General features: G+C 60.7%; 16 protein-coding genes and 1 tRNA gene. 6 read left to right on the forward strand and 11 right to left on the reverse strand.

Annotated features, from left to right (window positions below; translation table 11 throughout):
* Window positions 1–4: 4 nt before the first annotated feature.
* The 5 genes from AC0L39_RS12460 (at window position 5) to AC0L39_RS12480 (ending at window position 3,113) form a co-directional block, all read left to right on the forward strand.
* Complete coding sequence (locus AC0L39_RS12460; protein ID WP_473258312.1) at window positions 5–1,000, forward strand: NADPH:quinone oxidoreductase family protein; 996 nt, start codon at window positions 5–7, stop codon at window positions 998–1,000.
* A 78-nt stretch (window positions 1,001–1,078) separates the two neighbouring features.
* Entirely contained in the window at window positions 1,079–1,402 is a 324-nt protein-coding gene (locus tag AC0L39_RS12465; protein ID WP_473258313.1) for a DUF1476 domain-containing protein, read from the forward strand.
* Between the two features lie 3 nt (window positions 1,403–1,405).
* Window positions 1,406–1,639, forward strand: a complete 234-nt coding sequence (locus tag AC0L39_RS12470) for a BolA/IbaG family iron-sulfur metabolism protein (protein ID WP_473258315.1) — start codon at window positions 1,406–1,408, stop codon at window positions 1,637–1,639.
* 40 nt (window positions 1,640–1,679) lie between these two features.
* Window positions 1,680–2,012 carry a Grx4 family monothiol glutaredoxin gene (grxD, locus tag AC0L39_RS12475; protein ID WP_473258317.1) on the forward strand — a complete coding sequence of 111 codons (333 nt, stop codon included), beginning with the start codon at window positions 1,680–1,682 and terminating at the stop codon, window positions 2,010–2,012.
* A 312-nt stretch (window positions 2,013–2,324) separates the two neighbouring features.
* On the forward strand, window positions 2,325–3,113 hold the full coding sequence (locus tag AC0L39_RS12480) for an NUDIX hydrolase (protein WP_473258320.1): 789 nt from the start codon (window positions 2,325–2,327) through the stop codon (window positions 3,111–3,113).
* Between the two features lie 4 nt (window positions 3,114–3,117).
* Here AC0L39_RS12480 and AC0L39_RS12485 read toward each other — a convergent pair whose 3' ends face one another.
* Window positions 3,118–3,462, reverse strand: coding sequence for a hypothetical protein (locus AC0L39_RS12485; RefSeq protein ID WP_473258322.1), 345 nt, complete (start codon window positions 3,460–3,462; stop codon window positions 3,118–3,120).
* A 123-nt stretch (window positions 3,463–3,585) separates the two neighbouring features.
* Window positions 3,586–3,662: transfer RNA gene (locus tag AC0L39_RS12490), tRNA-Arg, on the reverse strand.
* Between the two features lie 60 nt (window positions 3,663–3,722).
* On the opposite strand from AC0L39_RS12490, the gene AC0L39_RS12495 reads away from it, so the two are divergent.
* Entirely contained in the window at window positions 3,723–4,586 is an 864-nt protein-coding gene (locus AC0L39_RS12495; RefSeq protein ID WP_473258324.1) for a queuosine precursor transporter, read from the forward strand.
* Window positions 4,587–4,589: 3 nt separating this feature from the next.
* Here the strand turns inward: AC0L39_RS12495 and AC0L39_RS12500 are convergent, their stop codons facing one another.
* The 9 genes from AC0L39_RS12500 to AC0L39_RS12540 form a co-directional block, all read right to left on the reverse strand.
* Entirely contained in the window at window positions 4,590–6,161 is a 1,572-nt protein-coding gene (locus AC0L39_RS12500) for a Ppx/GppA phosphatase family protein (RefSeq protein WP_473258326.1), read from the reverse strand.
* Window positions 6,158–8,365, reverse strand: coding sequence for an RNA degradosome polyphosphate kinase (locus tag AC0L39_RS12505; protein ID WP_473258327.1), 2,208 nt, complete (start codon window positions 8,363–8,365; stop codon window positions 6,158–6,160). Before AC0L39_RS12505 ends, AC0L39_RS12500 begins: the two co-directional genes overlap by 4 nt.
* A gap of 142 nt (window positions 8,366–8,507) precedes the next feature.
* Entirely contained in the window at window positions 8,508–9,548 is a 1,041-nt protein-coding gene (gene virB11 / locus AC0L39_RS12510) for a P-type DNA transfer ATPase VirB11 (RefSeq protein ID WP_473258329.1), read from the reverse strand.
* A gap of 15 nt (window positions 9,549–9,563) precedes the next feature.
* Window positions 9,564–10,694 carry a TrbI/VirB10 family protein gene (locus tag AC0L39_RS12515; RefSeq protein WP_473258331.1) on the reverse strand — a complete coding sequence of 377 codons (1,131 nt, stop codon included), beginning with the start codon at window positions 10,692–10,694 and terminating at the stop codon, window positions 9,564–9,566.
* A gap of 37 nt (window positions 10,695–10,731) precedes the next feature.
* Window positions 10,732–11,613 carry a TrbG/VirB9 family P-type conjugative transfer protein gene (locus tag AC0L39_RS12520; protein WP_473258333.1) on the reverse strand — a complete coding sequence of 294 codons (882 nt, stop codon included), beginning with the start codon at window positions 11,611–11,613 and terminating at the stop codon, window positions 10,732–10,734.
* On the reverse strand, window positions 11,543–12,730 hold the full coding sequence (locus AC0L39_RS12525) for a TrbL/VirB6 family protein (RefSeq protein ID WP_473258335.1): 1,188 nt from the start codon (window positions 12,728–12,730) through the stop codon (window positions 11,543–11,545). Before AC0L39_RS12525 ends, AC0L39_RS12520 begins: the two co-directional genes overlap by 71 nt.
* Window positions 12,727–15,180, reverse strand: coding sequence for a VirB4 family type IV secretion/conjugal transfer ATPase (locus AC0L39_RS12530; RefSeq protein WP_473258337.1), 2,454 nt, complete (start codon window positions 15,178–15,180; stop codon window positions 12,727–12,729). The genes AC0L39_RS12525 and AC0L39_RS12530 overlap by 4 nt, the downstream gene beginning before the upstream one ends.
* Window positions 15,181–15,222: 42 nt before the next feature.
* On the reverse strand, window positions 15,223–15,534 hold the full coding sequence (locus tag AC0L39_RS12535; protein WP_473258339.1) for a VirB3 family type IV secretion system protein: 312 nt from the start codon (window positions 15,532–15,534) through the stop codon (window positions 15,223–15,225).
* A 10-nt stretch (window positions 15,535–15,544) separates the two neighbouring features.
* Entirely contained in the window at window positions 15,545–15,856 is a 312-nt protein-coding gene (locus AC0L39_RS12540) for a TrbC/VirB2 family type IV secretion system protein (RefSeq protein WP_473258341.1), read from the reverse strand.
* Window positions 15,857–15,871: the final 15 nt, after the last annotated feature.

Consider the following 15,871-nt stretch of genomic DNA (forward strand, 5'->3'; position numbering starts at 1 on the left):
CACGATGAAAGCCATGCGCAGCCACGAGACTGGTGGACCGGAAACGCTTAAACTCGATGAAATCGAAACGCCTTCCCCCGGAAAGGGCGAAGTGCTGGTGGCGGTGAAGGCGTGCGCGATCAATTACCCAGACACGCTCATCATCCGCGATCTCTATCAATTCAAACCCGAACGCCCTTTCGCACCCGGCGGCGAGCTTGCTGGAGTGATCGAAGCGGTCGGCGAAGGCGTTGAAGGCTATGCGGTGGGCGACCGCGTGATGGCCGGTATCGGCAATGGCGGACTGGCGGAAAAAGTCGTGGTTCCGGCCGGACGGATGTTCCCCATCCCCGACGGCGTGCCCTTCGAGAAAGCGGCATCGCTGCTGATGACTTACGGCACAACGATCCACGGCCTGAAAGATCGCGGGCACATCAAAGAGGGCGATACCGTCCTCATTCTGGGTGCAGCCGGCGGCGTCGGGCTTTCTGCGGTCGAGCTGGCCAAGGCGTTCGGCGCGCGCGTTGTCGCTGCCGTATCAAGCGCGGCGAAGGGCGAAGTCGCCAAGCAGGCCGGCGCAGATGAGGTCGTGATCTATCCGCGCGAGGAAATGGACAAGGCCGCCTCCAAAGAGCTTTCAAACGCGTTCAAGGCCGCTTGCGGTCCCGGCGGCGCGAATATCGTCTATGACATTGTCGGCGGACAATATTCTGAACCGGCCCTGCGCTCGATTGCTTGGGAGGGACGCTTCCTTGTGGTCGGCTTCCCTGCGGGGATCGCAAAGATGCCGCTCAACCTCACACTGCTCAAATCGTGTGATATCTGCGGGGTATTCTGGGGCGCATTCACCGCGCGGGAGCCCGAGAAATTCGTAGCCCAGGTCAAGGAGCTCTTCGACCTCATGAAGGCGGGCAAGATCGATCCGCTGGTGTCGGAAACCTTCCCGCTTGAACGCGCAGGCGAAGCAATAGCCAAGCTCGAAAACCGCGAGGCTGTCGGAAAACTCGTCGTCACGATGTAAAAAGAAGCCGGGCGCGGCGCTTGTGACGCGCGCAGCGCGCACCTATTTCAGAACAGACACAATGCAGGAGGGACATTCATGACCGATTTCAAGGACCGTGAACGCGCGGAAGAAGCCAAATTCGCAATGGATGAAGAAACCGCTTTCAAGCTTGCAGCACGGCGAAACCGACTGCTTGGCGAATGGGCAGCTGGCCTGATGAACCTCACTGAAGAAGAAACCGACGCTTACAAGAAAGCTGTCGTGCAGGCCGATTTCGAGGAAGCGGGCGATGAGGACGTCATCCGCAAGCTGCTCGGCGATCTGACCGCTGCCGATTGCGAGGTCAGCGAAGCCGACATCCGCGCAAAGCTTGAAGAAATGACCATCCAGGCCAAGCGCCAGTTGATGGGCGACAGCTAAACCATGCCAATGTCCCGTTCCGCCATCGAGACCGCAATCGCCGCGGCCCTTCCCGGCGCGAAGGTCGATTTGACCGACCTCGCAGGGGACGATGACCATTGGGCCGTAACGGTGGAGGCGCCGCAATTTGCCGGTAAGAGCCGTGTCCAGCAGCATAAGCTGGTCTATGCCGCGCTCGGCGGACGCATGGGCGGCGAACTGCATGCCTTGCAAGTGACCACCGTTGTCCCCACGTAAACTCGCATCAGACACATATTACCAGAGGCCGCATATCATCATGGCTGATACCAACACCCGCATCTCATCCCTTGTCGGCGACAACGATGTCGTCCTGTTCATGAAGGGCACTCCGCTTTTCCCGCAATGCGGCTTTTCCAGCCGCGCGGTTGCGATCCTCGATCACTGCGGGGTCGCCTACGAAAGTGTCGATGTGCTGCAGGACATGGAAATCCGCCAGGGGATCAAGAGCTATTCGGATTGGCCGACCATTCCGCAGCTCTACGTCAAAGGCGAGTTTATCGGCGGAAGCGACATCATGATGGAAATGTTTGAAGCAGGAGAGCTGAAGCAGCTGCTTGACGAACAGGGCGTCGCCAAAGCGGAAAGCTGAACCCCAGCTCGATTTGCCCCGCGCACAAAAAGAAACCGCCTTGCTGACCAAAGCAAGGCGGTTCTTTTTTAACGGGGAGATCGGACCTAGAGACCAGAAAAGGTCGATCTCGTTTCGAAGACCACTTGGGCTGCCCTATACCATGCATCGGCCGTGCCAAACTCGATTGGCGGCTCGAATGCGCGGCTTACGGTGGTAAACGCAATCTTTACAGAGCCGCATCTGTAAAGTTTCTCGACACTGTAGATGCTGCTTTTCGCGATTTCCGCCGCACCCTTGGCAAGAGCGGCTGGACGCGCCATCACACAACGCATGTCTGAGACTTCCAGCCCTGAGGGCATCCCCGCAGCGACGATCGTCATCTTCCGCAAGGCCGCAGACGGCGGCCCGCCCGAGTTGCTGATGACGGTGCGCTCACGCAATATGACCTTCGCCGGCGGGATGGCAGTGTTTCCGGGCGGGCGCGTCGATCCGGCAGATTATGAGCTGGCGCAGGAAACCGCGAGCAGCGGCGACATTTCGATCCCAGTCGATGAAGCCGCGCATCAGATCGCGGCCATTCGCGAAACGCTTGAGGAAACCGGACTCGCACTGGGACTTTCAGGGGACATCACAGCCGAAAGAGCTGCGGACGCTCGGGCAATGCTCGAAACCGGCGGGGAACTGGCTCCGGTGCTTGAAGCGTTCGGCTGGACGCTCGATTTTGCCCAGATCGTCCCCTTCGCACGCTGGTTCCCGCAGAATGAGAAGCTGAGCCGGGTCTATGACACCCGGTTCTATCTGGCAGATCTCGGTACCGGTGAGGTCGATGTGTCGATCGACCATGCCGAAAACACGCACCTGTTCTGGGTAAGCGCACAAGGCGCGCTGGACGCCGCCGAGCGCGGCGAAATCAAGCTTATCTTCCCTACCCGCCGCAACCTGGAGCGGCTCGCCCTGTTCGGCAGCTTCGAGGATGCGCGCGCTCAGGCTGAAGCGATCCCGGTGAAGACCATCATTCCCAAGGTCGATGAAAATGGCGGCAAGCCGGTGCTCACGATCCTCGAAGACGCAGGCTATCCGGTAACGTCAGAGCTGCTGCAAAGCGTAGCTCGGGGATAGGAATTCAACGCCGCGAAACGTGAAACCGGTCTTCGCGAAAATCGGCCACGCGGTAACCGCGCTCGCGCATTTCCTTGCGATAATCATAGCGGGCATCGGCAATTTCGCGCCGGTATTCCTCGTACGCGTCTCGGCGATCCTCTTCATCGGTCGCCCGCTGCAGATCGCTTGCAAGCTCGCGTTTCGCCTCACTGATATCGGTCTTGTAATCGAGCCAGTATGAATTGCTGTCATTGTTTGGCGCATGCGGAAGACCGCGATCGCGCTCGACGATTATCGGGTGGGCAGCAGCCGACGCCGGAGCGGCGAGAACGGCAATAGCAAGAGTGCACTTGAACAGTCTGTTCATTGAACTTCTCCTTGGCAAGACGGGGAGCCGGACACTCCAATACTGCACCTGAACCTCGCGCGAATCGTCTAGGCTTGCGGCGGGATGGCCGCACGAACAGTTGCTTTGGCAGGATGAGATGATTGGCGCGCCCGGCAGGACTCGAACCTGCTGCCTCAAGATTAGAAGTCTCGCGCTCTATCCAGATGAGCTACGGGCGCGCACGCACGTCCCAATAGCGTGCTTTGCCAGCCTTTCAAATCGCGCTAGGGCCGCGGCATATGGATAAACCCGATCCCGCAGCCGAATTCGACGACGATCCGAGCGACGGGATCGTGGCGACCAGCAATGCACCGGTGGCATTCCGGTATTACGATTTCGTCATGGCGGCGTTCGTCGCGATCCTGCTGCTGTCCAACATTATCGGCGCGGCCAAGCTTACCTTTGTCGAGGTGAATTGGTGGCCGCAAGGGTGGTGGCCAGCCGCCGACGGCGTTTTCATCTACGGCGCCGGCATCCTGTTTTTTCCGCTGGGGTACGTGATCGGCGATATTCTCACCGAGATTTACGGCTTCGCCCGCGCGCGCAGGGTCATCTGGACCGGCTTTGCAGCGATGATCTTCCTCGCTTTCATGAGCTACATAGTCGTCAGCCTACCGGCGTTCGCCCAGTGGACCTGCTCCGCTTCCGATAGCCTCACTTTCAAGACTGGCACAGAAACGGTTCCGGGGTCGATCTGCCAGGAAACCTACAATTCGGTCTTTGGCAGCACATGGCGGATCGTGGTTGCATCGATCACCGCGTTCTGGGCAGGCGAGTTCGTGAATTCGTACGTCATGGCCAAAATGAAGGTCTGGACCAAGGGCAAGGCTCTCTGGACGCGCACCATAGGATCAACAATCGTAGGACAGGGCGTGGACAGCCTCATATTCTACCCGATCGCATTTTACGGCATCTGGACCACCGAAGCCGTACTGACGGTGATGGTCACAAACTGGTTGCTCAAGGTCTTGTGGGAGGCCGCTCTAACCCCTGTCACCTATGCCGTCGTCGCGCGGCTCAAGAAGGCGGAAGGGGTCGACCTGTTCGACACTGACACGGATTTCTCGCCCTTTTCCGGGAAAGAGCATCGCGCCGAGGCCTAGCCGCTATTTCGCTGCGATTTCCGTCAAATCATCTGCTTCTGTGTGCAATTCTCCATCGGCCACGGTTTCGACAGTCCATTCCATCCCGAGCCTTCCGGCGAGGAGCTTCAGATCCTTTTCGGTCGGAATGCCGCACAAGGCCGCGTGGCTTTCTTCGAGCCGAAGTACGAGATCATCGCCGCGCACTATCAGGCGGCTGACTTGCAATGATCGGCGTGACTTTGCGCCCAGCCTGCGCGCCAGACGCACCGCGAGGCCCCAGCATATTGCTTCTTCGAGCGCCTCGCTGCTCGCAAGCTCTGTCACCTGTGATGGAAGATCGAGATTGTTACCATTTGCCGCGATCGCCGCTGCAAGCATGGCGCGGCCTTCGCTGGAAATGGCAATCCACCGTTTGTGCAGCGCCCATTCGACGGCTTGGGGATGCCTGATATTCGGCTCGATCTGCATCGAGGCGAGCGCGAGCATCGTTGCGGCGAGGCGCAGGCGCTCGCTGCCATGCTTGCGCGACGGCGCAGCGTCCACGGTCCAACCGGCGATCTGCGCCGCCAGCGTCGGCGGAGCCCCGCGCTGCGCTGCGAAGACGCCCACGCCGGCAAGCAAGGGATCTTGCGCCTTCCCATGCGATGGCAAGCGATCGTAGAGCAGACCCTCACGCAGACCCCATGACGAGAAAACGAGGCCGCTCGGTTCGATCCGTGACAGGAGCGCTTGGAGCAGCACCGCAGCATCTGGAAGCTTTCCGGCTCGCATGGAGGAAATCCGGTCTCTATCCTTCAAGCTGTCGGAGGTCTCCGAAGCGAGCGCCTTGGCAAGGCTCTGCGCGCCCTTCTCGTCAAGTTCGAACCCGTGCGGGTCGGACAGGGGATGGCCCTCCTCCTGCATGGCGTAGACCGCCATGCAGCGCCATGTCCCGCCGACGAGGTAGAGCGGCTGCCCCTTGCCGATGGTCTTGCCAAAGTCGCCTGCGCCTTTCTTCAGCGCTTTTTCCAGGGCTTTGCGCATGGCGGCTTCACCGGACTTTTCGTCGCGATAATCGGGCAGGCGCAATGTGCCTAGCGGGAGCGATATCGCTTCGCCAGCCTCTCCGTCTTCGATGGCGACAAGTTCGAGACTTCCGCCTCCGAGGTCTGCAACCGTCCCGCTTGCTCCGGGAAACGCGCCTGCCACACCGTTGGCGCTGAGGCAGGCCTCCTCCTCTCCGGAAATAACGCGGGGTTCGAAGCCGAGCGCGCGCAGGCTCTCGACAAACTCGCCGCCATTGCTTGCATCGCGCACCGCCGCCGTGGCGACCGTTTCAACGTCGTCGATCGCGAGGTCATCCAGAAGCAGCGCAAATCGGCGCAGTCCGCGCATCGCGAGATCAATCGCCTCATCAGCGAGCAGCCCTTTGCTGGCAATATCGCGCCCGAGCTGCGCGGTGACCTTCTCGTTCAGCAAAACCGTGGGCGCGCGCATCGAGCCGCCATAGACGACCAACCTGACGGTGTTGGACCCTATGTCTAGGATCGCCCTCGTGGGTATCCTGCCGGAAAATGCACCTTCGCGCTCTGCACGCTTCTTGCGATAGCTCATCGTGCACGGCCTTTGCGCAGCGACAATTTGGGCACTGCACCCGCCTCCAGCGCGCCGCCGCGCCCTGACAGTGACGGGTTGGTCATGAAATAGCGGTGGCAGTTGAACGCCTTACCGTCGGTCTCGACGCGCGAATAACTGCCATCTGCATTGAGCCACCAGCTTTGGTCGGTATCGAGCATGTTGGCGAGAAGGACCTGCTGCAGCACCTGATCGTGCACGGTCCGGTTCAGGATCGGGATCAGGCTTTCCACTCGCCGATCAAGGTTCCGTCCCATCAGGTCGGTCGAGGAAATGAAAACCGCCGCATTTGGCCCCGGCATGGCCTGTCCATTTGCAAACGCATAGATACGGCTGTGCTCAAGGAAGCGGCCAATGATCGACTTTACCCGGATGTTCTCGCTCATTCCGGGTACGCCGGGTCGCAGGCAGCAAATGCCGCGCACTACAAGTTCGACCTGCACGCCTGCATCGCTGGCGACATAGAGTCGGTCGATCATGCCTTGATCAGTGATCTGGTTGCATTTCATCCAGATAGCCGCAGGCTTTCCCTTCCCGGCATTGGCAATTTCTGTATCGATCCGCCGATAGAGTTCTTCGCGCAGGTCGAGCGGCGCAATTGAGATCAATTCCAGCGCATTGGGTTCGACATATCCCGTGACGAAATTCATCATCTTGGCTGCATCGCGGCACAGCTTTGGATCGGCTGTGAAGAACGACAGATCAGTGTAAATTTTGGCTGTAATCGGGTGATAGTTTCCCGTCCCGAAATGACAGTAAGTCCGAAAGCCATCATCCTCGCGCCGGACGACCATCGCGACCTTGGCGTGGGTTTTCCAGTCGGTGAAGCCGTAGATGACCTGCACGCCGGCTCTTTCGAGCTTGGTTGCCCATGTCAGGTTTTGCTCTTCGTCGAAGCGGGCCTTCAATTCGACCACTGCTGTCACCGACTTCCCCCGCTCGGCGGCATCGATCAAGGCATTGATTACCGCCGATTGAGAACCTGCGCGGTAAAGGGTCTGCTTGATCGCGACGACATCGGGGTCTTCGGCGGCCTGCCGGATGAAATCGACCACCACTTCAAAGCTTTCATAAGGGTGGTGAATGATGATGTCTTTTTCGCGGATCGCCGAGAAGGCATCGCCGTCATGCTCGCGGATGCGTTCTGGATACCGCGGCGAGTAGGCGTCGAATTTCAGGTCGGGCCGGTCCTCGTTGACGATTTCCGAAAGCCCGTCGATCCCAATCATGCCGTCGGTCTTGATGACAGCCGCCTCGTGGACGCCAAGTTGTTCGAGCAGGATGGCTTCACCCTTGGGGTCGAAATCATCTTCGAGCTCAAGCTGGATGACCTGGCCGCGCCTCCTGCGCTGTATCGCGCTACGGAAGGTCCGCACGAGATCTTCGGCCTCTTCCTCGATCTCGATATCGCTGTCGCGCAAGACGCGGAACAAGCCGTCGCCCTCTATCGTGAAGCCGGGAAACAGGTTGTGCGCATAGCGCTGGATGAGGCTCGCGATCGAGATGTAGATGGCCTCGCCTTCATCGCCGCGCTCATTGGGGACGCGGACAAATCGCGGCAGCGCGCTCGGTATCAGGATCATCTCGATGATCTGGTCCTGATCGGCGTCGCGGGTCAGCGTGAAGAGCAGCCCCATCCCCTCGTTTTGGACGAATGGAAACGGGTGGGCGGGATCGAGCGCCTGCGGCGTGATGACCGGAAGGATTTCTTCTAGAAAGAAGGACTTGAGCCATTCATGCGCCGCCGGGTTGACCCGCTGTTCATCAGCGACATGGATGTCCGCTTCGGCGAGCCGGTCGTGAAGGTCGCGCCAGATGTCCTGCTGCCAATCGGTCAGCATCGCCAGCTTTTCGCGAATCGCGGAAAGCTGCTGGGTCGGGGTCCTGCCATCGATCGAAGGTTTGTCGATGCCACGCTGCGCCTGCCCGACCAGACCGGCTACGCGGATCATCATGAATTCGTCGAGATTGCTGCCCGAGATCGAGAGGAACCGCAGGCGTTCAAGCAGCGGATAACGGACATTGTGAGCCTCGGCGAGGACACGCTCATTGAACGACAGCCACGACAGTTCGCGATTGAAGTACGCACCCTCCTGTTCAGCCGCCAGATCGGGTTTCGGCGGCCATGCGGGCGGTGTCGAGATCGGCTTTGCGGCCTTGTTGATGATCGGCGTACTGCTCATGACTACAGCTGCTGGCCCTTATCCGATGCAATTCCTCACGCGCACAGGCTGCGCATCCTAGCATTGCCGCGCGGTGTAAATCACGCAGCGCGCCTTGTCACATCTTTGTCACCATTGAACGACCAAGCGAGCCGCGATATGGTCAGATGAGTGAACGGCTATCAGCGATCTGCGTGATACCGCGCTTGCCGTTGGCATCGCGGCCTAGCTGCACAATCACGTCGATCACGCTCGCCGAATAGGCAATCGTATCGGTGCGCGTCAGCCCGATCCCCGTCTGCATCACCATCAGGGAGAGCTGCTCGAGCGCGCCTCGCAGCGAGTTTGCGTGGATCGTCGAGAAGCTGCCGGGATGTCCGGTGTTGATGGCGCGCAGGAACGAAACGCTTTCCGCGCCGCGAAGTTCGCCCAGTACGATGCGATCAGGTCGAAGGCGCAGGGCCGCCTGAAGCAATTCGTTGGCGGTAACCTTGGCTTCGCCGAGTTCCCCCTTCACCGCGACGAGACCGACGGAATTTTCGCCGGGGAATTTCAGTTCCGGGGTATCTTCGACCAGAACCACGCGCTCCTGCCGGGGGATCTCACCCAGCATCGCGTTGAGGAAAGTCGTCTTGCCAGTGCTGGTGCCGCCCGAAATGAGGATGGTGCGGCGGTTGCGGATTGCCTCGCGCAGATAGGCGATCGGCTCCATCTGTGCATCCGGCATCACGACTTCGGTCTCGCCCTTGAGCGGGCCGCTGTCATAGGCATCGAGCGGAAGGTCAAGCCGCCTGTGTCGGCGGATCGCCATGACCCAGTGCTTGCGGCTTGCCGGCGGGCCGCAAAACTGGATACGTGCGCCATCGGGCAAAGTCGCGCCCAGCAATGGATGCTCGCGGTTGATCCCTTGATGCGAAACACGAGCGACCTGCTCAGCCAGACGTTGCACCAGGCGGTCATCGATTTCGGGCGTCGCAATGCGTTTTATGCCGGGGTCCGAGGCGTCTTCGATCCAGACCTCACCAGGCTGGTTGACCATGATCTCCGTCACTGTGTCCCGGTCGAGCCAGCGCTTGAAAGGCTCCAGATAGGCATCGAGATAGACGCTGCGCTCGCTCATGGAGATCAGGCTGTCCCGCTTTGCAGCATCTTCCGTGTCGGAGCTGTCGCCGCCGGAAGACAAGGGATGGATATCGGCGCTCATGAGATCGCAGCTGCCTCAGGATCCCGATACGGTTGTGAAATCGAGGTCGCGCGCTGCAAATACACGGATCGGCTCGCCAGGACGCACGCGGATCGTCGGTCCGATATCGCCATCCTGTTGCAGCGCCGTACTTGCCGCGCTTGACCCGCCGCCAACCACGAGCGAGGCTCCGCCCGATGCAACCGCCGCGATACCGTCGATCGCCGAAAGCAGAAGAGCCGAACCGAAGCGCTTGAAGAAATGATTGTCGACATCGCCTTCAAGGCCAGTCGTTCCATCGAAAGCGACGGCGGGCGAAGCAATATTGACTGAGGCTCCGTCAGGCCGGATCAGGCGCTGCCAGATGACATAAGCGCGTTTTTGGCCATTCTGGACGCCCGATTGGTACTGACCGATGAGCCGCGACGAACGCGGCACCAGAACCCGCGTTCCATCGAAACTGCGTACGTCCTGGCTGACCACTGCCCTGACATAACCCGGCACATCGGTGTTGATCGCCGTTTCAAGGATCGCAGGAATCAAAGTGCCCTGTGTGACCGTGGTCGATGGGTTGGTCATGGCGCGGGCCTGAGCCGGAGCGCCGCCAACGCCGCCAATCCGGCTCGCAAACGCCGCTGCGGCACCTTCGCCGCCGCTATCGCCGGTGCTAGGACCGGTGAGCGCTTCCGCGCCTGCGGGGGCTTCTGCAAGGCGATTGGCCTGCGCAGCGGTGCTCGCATCGTAAATCATCGTCGGGCTGGCATAGGGATTGGTTGCAGGCGCCAATGATTGGTTCGGATTGTTGGACAGTATCGGCGCAGGCGCAGGATCAGGCATCGGCATGACCTCTTGCGGCGGCGGCGCAACCACAGGCGCGGGAACCGCAACCTGCTGCGGCGGAGCGATATTTGCGTTACCGACCGGCTGCTGATCGGGGACCTGTGCGGATTGCATGGCCCAAAACGTCGTGGCCCCAAGCAGACAAACTATGGCAACGCCAGCTGCGAGGCCAAGCCCGTCGGACTTCGCTTTGCGGTCGGCAATGGCAGGAAAGCCGTTGCGGCTTGCAAGATCGATGATCTCGGCCGATTCAAGCTCTCGCGGATCGTTCTCATTCGCTTCTGAGCCATCGCCGCTCTTGGGCGGCAGTCGCATCGCCAGACGCATCACTTAATCTCCATCGCAAAATGCCTGAGGCGGACGATCATGATCCCTTGCCCCTGCTGCCAACCTTGTCGCCACTACGTGCGCTTGTCCGGACGGGTCCGGTATTGGTCAAGGTGGCAGAATCGCCGCCCGAACGCAGGATGACCTGCGCTGGAACTGCATCGACCACGACGGTCTCGCCGCGCACCGTGAAATTGACCGGACCTTCTTCGCCGTCATCGTTCGTCACGAGGATAGCAGGGATCGGCGTCCCCTCTGGCCAGGTGAGGAACAGGGCCTCGCCATTGTCGTAAGCGCGCGCCGGGATCAGGTCGCTGTCACCCTTTGCCGCCCATTCGAAATTGAGCGTCGACGGATCGGCCACTGCGTAGGGATCGGTGGCTGCCGCCATTTCGCTCGGATTCGCAGCGGCTCGCGCTGCTTCGGCTTCGGCAGCCAGCCGTGCGGCCTCCCGGGCTTTCTCAAGCTCGGGGTAACGGAACTGCAAGACATAGAGCGGCGCATTGCGAGGACTCGCCACTAAGTCGAACAGATATGTCCGCTTGTTTGTGACGACGGTCATGTTGGTCCGCGCATTGCGTGCAAGCGGCTTCACGAACAACAGCGACTGCGCCTTGTTCGGTTGCACCTGCCAAGCCTGGCTGTCGCCGATAGCGACATTCTCGATCGCTTCATCAGGAGCGAACTTGATCGTCGTTTGAACCTTTACCTTGCCGTTGATTTCAACAACGGTACCGCTGCATCGTAAACGAGCGTGCGCAAGCGCGTATCTTGCGCGGCCAACGGGCTCGCAATGACGAGCGCGAGTGCGCAGATCACGGGAAGCCGAGTAATGTCGGCGCGGGTCATCATGTATTCTCCGAATTGCTTGCGGCGCCTGGTTTGCCGCGCTGCGGTGCCGAACGAAACCGGTTGCCAATTCCGCGCGTGCGTGAGTTGGCGGGGTTAAGCGGCGCAGTCTGACCGCTTCCTGAAGTTGTCGCAAAAACCTTGGTCTCGCGAACATTTGTCGCGGGGCCCATGCCCGTGTCATTGGCGGCTACAACGGACGTTTGCGGTGCCACGCCGGTCCTGCGCTGGCCAGCCTGCACTGCTGCCGGAGCGACCTGAGCCGCGCGCGGTTGAACCGGAGCGGGTGCGAGGGCGGCGGGCGCTGCGCGCGGACTGTCGATGCGGTCTTCCCTGGACGGTACAAGACCGAAGATCTGCCAGTTCGATACCATCGTGCCGGCAACCTTGAGTGCCATCAGCATCAGCGCAACATGTACCGATCCCACGAGGAAGAACGCCATCGCAGCCTGCTGATCGATCTGCCCCGGCACCGCGACGAGAGAGGCGAGGATCGGCACAGCCATCTCCAGCATGATCGAGCCGCCGAGCACCGCGAAAAGCGGCGCCAGCGCCAGCATGGTCACGCCCTTCAGCCAACCGGTAAAAAGCCCGCGCGTGCCATTGAACAGTGCGAGCACCACGAAGATCGGACCAATAGCAAGCAACAGTGCCAAGCCAATCCGGGCGGTCACCAGCAAGCCGACCGTTCCCAGCAGCAGGAGCATCGCCCCCAGCCACATCATTCCTTCCGGTGAAAATGCGCTGATATCGGTTGTATCTCCGCTCGCCTCCTGCACGGCGAGGAAGACGATATCGAGCTTCGTTGCAAAGGTAGCGGTCGCCGACCCGTCCGTGCCGGTCAGTATCCGCGCAATCTGATCGGGTCCGCCGATGAAGATATTGTAGAAGATCGACGAAAACGCCGCAAAGCTGGTGGCAAAGGTCAGCACGAGGCCCAGCGTCATGAGTTTCGGGACTAGAGCCCTGACCGAAAGGTTCGACCGCCCAAGCATCAAGCTGATGCCGAAGAACGCGACATAAAGCACCAGCATCAAAGTCAGCGCGAATGCCAGCTGCCCATCAGTCCCGAAAAGCCGGCCAAAAGCCTGCTCGCTGACCTGCGAGGCTATGCAATCGACCGCAGCCAGCGCGGCTGCAACGCCTGTGCCCATGTCTTGGGCAGCGAGGTCACACGTCGTCGTCATTCCGCCGCCTGCCATACCGGTAACGGAATTCCATTCTCATCCACTTCGCCCGTGCCATCGGGCCATGCACTGCCGGTGAGCGCGGGATACCACTGCGACGGCTCGTCACCGACCGCTTCGCGCAGCAGGTCAAGCCTGCGCACAGAAGCCTCGCGGCCAGAGAGAATGGTCAGCACCTCGGGCGCTCCTGACAGGTCGAGCCTGACCACGACGCTGGCATCGGGCTGGCGCACCAGGAAGCAGCGCGAATGCGCCGGCAATGTGCGGATCAGCGCAAGCTCGTGGTCAGTGAGACCAAACCCATCGCAGTAATCCTCCGGCCGCGCCCGGCTGTTGGGCATGAACACCATGGTCGCAGTCTGCTCGACCAATGCGGTCGAAATGCGGCTTTCCAGCGCGTCGCGGGCTGATTGCGTCGCAAACCCGACAAGCGCGTTGCGTTTCCGCAAGGTTTTCAGCCAGTCGCGAATGCGCGCGGCAAAGACCTCGTCATCGAGCGCTTTCCAGCCCTCATCAATGAGAATGATGGTGGGTTTGCCATCCAGCCGTTCATCAATGCGGTGGAACAGGTACATCATGACCGGCGTGCGCAGGCGCGGATTTTCAAGCAGCGCGGTCATGTCGAACCCGAGGACGCGCTGATCGAGATCGAGCGCATCGTGCTCATTATCGAACAGCCATGCGTGTTCGCCGCCATCGCCTCTCGCATTACCGATCCATGCACCCAATCGGTCGGCCAGGTCGCCCGGCTCTGGCCGCTTTGCCCCAGCAAGCAATTCCTTGAAATGGCGCAGGCGGCGAAGGCTTGCATCGTTCTGATACGCAGCATCGACCGCCGAGCTGATCAGCGCAAATTCCTCCGGACCGTCCGCATTCAGCAACACGCCGAGCCAATCGCGCAGGAACGCCTTATTCGAAGGGGTGTCGGGCAGAGCAAGCGGATTGAAACCGGTCGGTTCGCCCGGGCTTATCCGGTCATACCGGCCGCCGATCCCGCGGATGAACAACTCGCCCCCGCGATCCTTGTCGAACAGGATGGTGCGGGGCGAGAACTTCTGCGCCTGCGCCGCGAGGAAATTCATGACCACGGTCTTACCCGAGCCCGAAGGTCCGATGACCGAGAAATTGCCAAGGTCGCCGTGGTGAAAATTGAAGAAGAACGGCGTCGCACTGGTCGTCTCGAGCAGGGTTACCGCATCGCCCCAGTGATTTCCGCCCGCCTGTCCCAGCGCGAACCCGTGAAAGCTGCCAAAGCTCGACATGTTCGCTGAGGAAATAAGTGCCCGGCGGACAATATATTCCTCGTTGCCAGGAAACTGCGCCCAGAAGGACGGTTCAAGATTGGTGTCTTCGCGCACCGCAATTGCGCCAGCGTCAGCGAGCGCGGCAGAACAGGCAGCCGTCGCATCGTCGAGCCGGTCGAGCGTGCGCTCCCGCACGAGCACGGTCAGATGGTGATCGCCAAAGCCAACCGCACCGTTACCCAAAGCGTCCCGCGCAGCCATCATGTCGGCGCGCTCTGCGGCGGCCTCTTCGTCGACCGACCGCAAGCGCCGCAGCGCAAGGTCGATCCGCTCGCGCGCGGTCGTCCGCTCGTTGGGCGCGTAGCTTTCGGTGACGATCATTTCGTAAGGCAGCCGCAAGAGCGGGTCGAGTAAGCCGGGGGACGTGGCCTCCGGATAATCCTTGAGGCCAAGGATCGCGGAAAACTCCGGATCGCCTGACCCGCGAAGCTCCATCGCATCGAGGCCAAAGCTTGCTCTGCGATAGGGCAGCATCTGGCCAATATCCGTGCCGTCCTGCGGACGGCGGACCGGGCGCATTTCGCCATTGTAGATCGCCGAAAGCAATTCGAGCATTTCCGAATTGGTGCCGATGCCTGATCCCGCTGTGGCATAATCGGCAAGCACGCTCGCACCATAGGCCGATAGCGACGCAACGAGCCCGGTGGCTGCCGCCTTGAGGCTGCGCAAGTCCTTTGGATCGGCCTGCAATTCGTCCCTGCCGCGGCGCTTCAAGAATTTGCCCATGCGCTCGGGAAGGCCGGTCTTGCCCCTCGCCGGACGGCGAATGAGCGTTATGAACTGGTCGTTGATGAACAGCGAGCCGCCTGCCAGACGCTCTCTCCAGCGCGCATCGATATGGCGCGAGAGAGGGTCGTCGAATTCGGCATCCAGTTCCACTTCGACGCGGCGCCGGATCACGTGATGATACAGCACAAACCGGGCATCGAGCGCCGAACGCAGCATCACCTCACGCGTTGCAGCATGGGCGCTGAGCGCGTCGGAATCCTCGGTTTCGAACAGCAGGCCCGGCACCTGGATCGCGGTCATCACCGATCCATCGCGCAGCAACACGGTGCTTTCATCGATCAGCCGCTCGTACGGCAGGCGATCTCCGGCGCGCGCTTCCTTAGCGCTCCATGCCGCAGGTCCGATCCATTTCTTCATTTCGAACGGCCCTCCTTTCAGGCGGCCATCTATACATCAAAATCAGGGGGCGTAGCTGTTGCAGCCCCACCTTTTGTAATTGGGCGCGCGCGGGCACTTCGATACCTTGGTGATCCAGAGGTCGAAAATACGCGGTTCGCGCAGCGAAGCAAAGTATCCGATCACATGCATGACCACCGGCACGAGCAGGAACGCCACAATCAGCGCGGCGTTGGCGATCAACAAATCCTTCAGGATCAAAAATGCGATTGTCGTCACCATCATGTTGATGACGAAGAAATTCAGCGTGACGCCCGCAAACATCTGCGGACGGGTAAGGGCGCGGTGGACCGGGTGACGGGAAAGATCGCTCATCGCCCGGTTCCTATCCTGCCGCAGCCTGAATGCCGGCGACGATCGTGGTCGCGCCGAACAGGATGAACACGCCGATTATCACGGTCGCGCCAAAGCGCCAGTTCATCCGGCCTGTAAGCATCATGAAGCCGATTGCAGCGACCGCCATGACCGCTACGGTCGTGGCCACTGTCCCCAGCAAGGTGCCCTGCAGCCAGAGCAGCGCGTTGTTGATCGGTCCGGACCCCGCCGGATCCACGCCTTGGGCAAAAGCCGCACTCGGCATCAGCATCGCCGTAACAAATGCGGCCACGCGTGCAGGCAGATTGAAAAGCGAATTCATCAAGTTGTCCATTAT

The organism is Erythrobacter sp. K21-9 (assembly GCF_055808355.1).

Coding starts and splice junctions, on each gene's coding strand:
- AC0L39_RS12470 (WP_473258315.1), top strand. CDS start 1,406: ATGCCAATGTCCCGTTCCGCCATCGAGACCGCAATCGCCGCGGCCCTT.
- AC0L39_RS12505 (WP_473258327.1), bottom strand. CDS start 8,365: ATGAGCAGTACGCCGATCATCAACAAGGCCGCAAAGCCGATCTCGACA.
- AC0L39_RS12465 (WP_473258313.1), top strand. CDS start 1,079: ATGACCGATTTCAAGGACCGTGAACGCGCGGAAGAAGCCAAATTCGCA.
- AC0L39_RS12515 (WP_473258331.1), bottom strand. CDS start 10,694: ATGCGTCTGGCGATGCGACTGCCGCCCAAGAGCGGCGATGGCTCAGAA.
- AC0L39_RS12530 (WP_473258337.1), bottom strand. CDS start 15,180: ATGAAGAAATGGATCGGACCTGCGGCATGGAGCGCTAAGGAAGCGCGC.
- AC0L39_RS12540 (WP_473258341.1), bottom strand. CDS start 15,856: ATGAATTCGCTTTTCAATCTGCCTGCACGCGTGGCCGCATTTGTTACG.
- AC0L39_RS12500 (WP_473258326.1), bottom strand. CDS start 6,161: ATGAGCTATCGCAAGAAGCGTGCAGAGCGCGAAGGTGCATTTTCCGGC.
- virB11 (WP_473258329.1), bottom strand. CDS start 9,548: ATGAGCGCCGATATCCATCCCTTGTCTTCCGGCGGCGACAGCTCCGAC.
- AC0L39_RS12485 (WP_473258322.1), bottom strand. CDS start 3,462: ATGAACAGACTGTTCAAGTGCACTCTTGCTATTGCCGTTCTCGCCGCT.
- AC0L39_RS12460 (WP_473258312.1), top strand. CDS start 5: ATGAAAGCCATGCGCAGCCACGAGACTGGTGGACCGGAAACGCTTAAA.
- grxD (WP_473258317.1), top strand. CDS start 1,680: ATGGCTGATACCAACACCCGCATCTCATCCCTTGTCGGCGACAACGAT.
- AC0L39_RS12535 (WP_473258339.1), bottom strand. CDS start 15,534: ATGAGCGATCTTTCCCGTCACCCGGTCCACCGCGCCCTTACCCGTCCG.
- AC0L39_RS12495 (WP_473258324.1), top strand. CDS start 3,723: ATGGATAAACCCGATCCCGCAGCCGAATTCGACGACGATCCGAGCGAC.
- AC0L39_RS12525 (WP_473258335.1), bottom strand. CDS start 12,730: ATGACGACGACGTGTGACCTCGCTGCCCAAGACATGGGCACAGGCGTT.
- AC0L39_RS12480 (WP_473258320.1), top strand. CDS start 2,325: ATGTCTGAGACTTCCAGCCCTGAGGGCATCCCCGCAGCGACGATCGTC.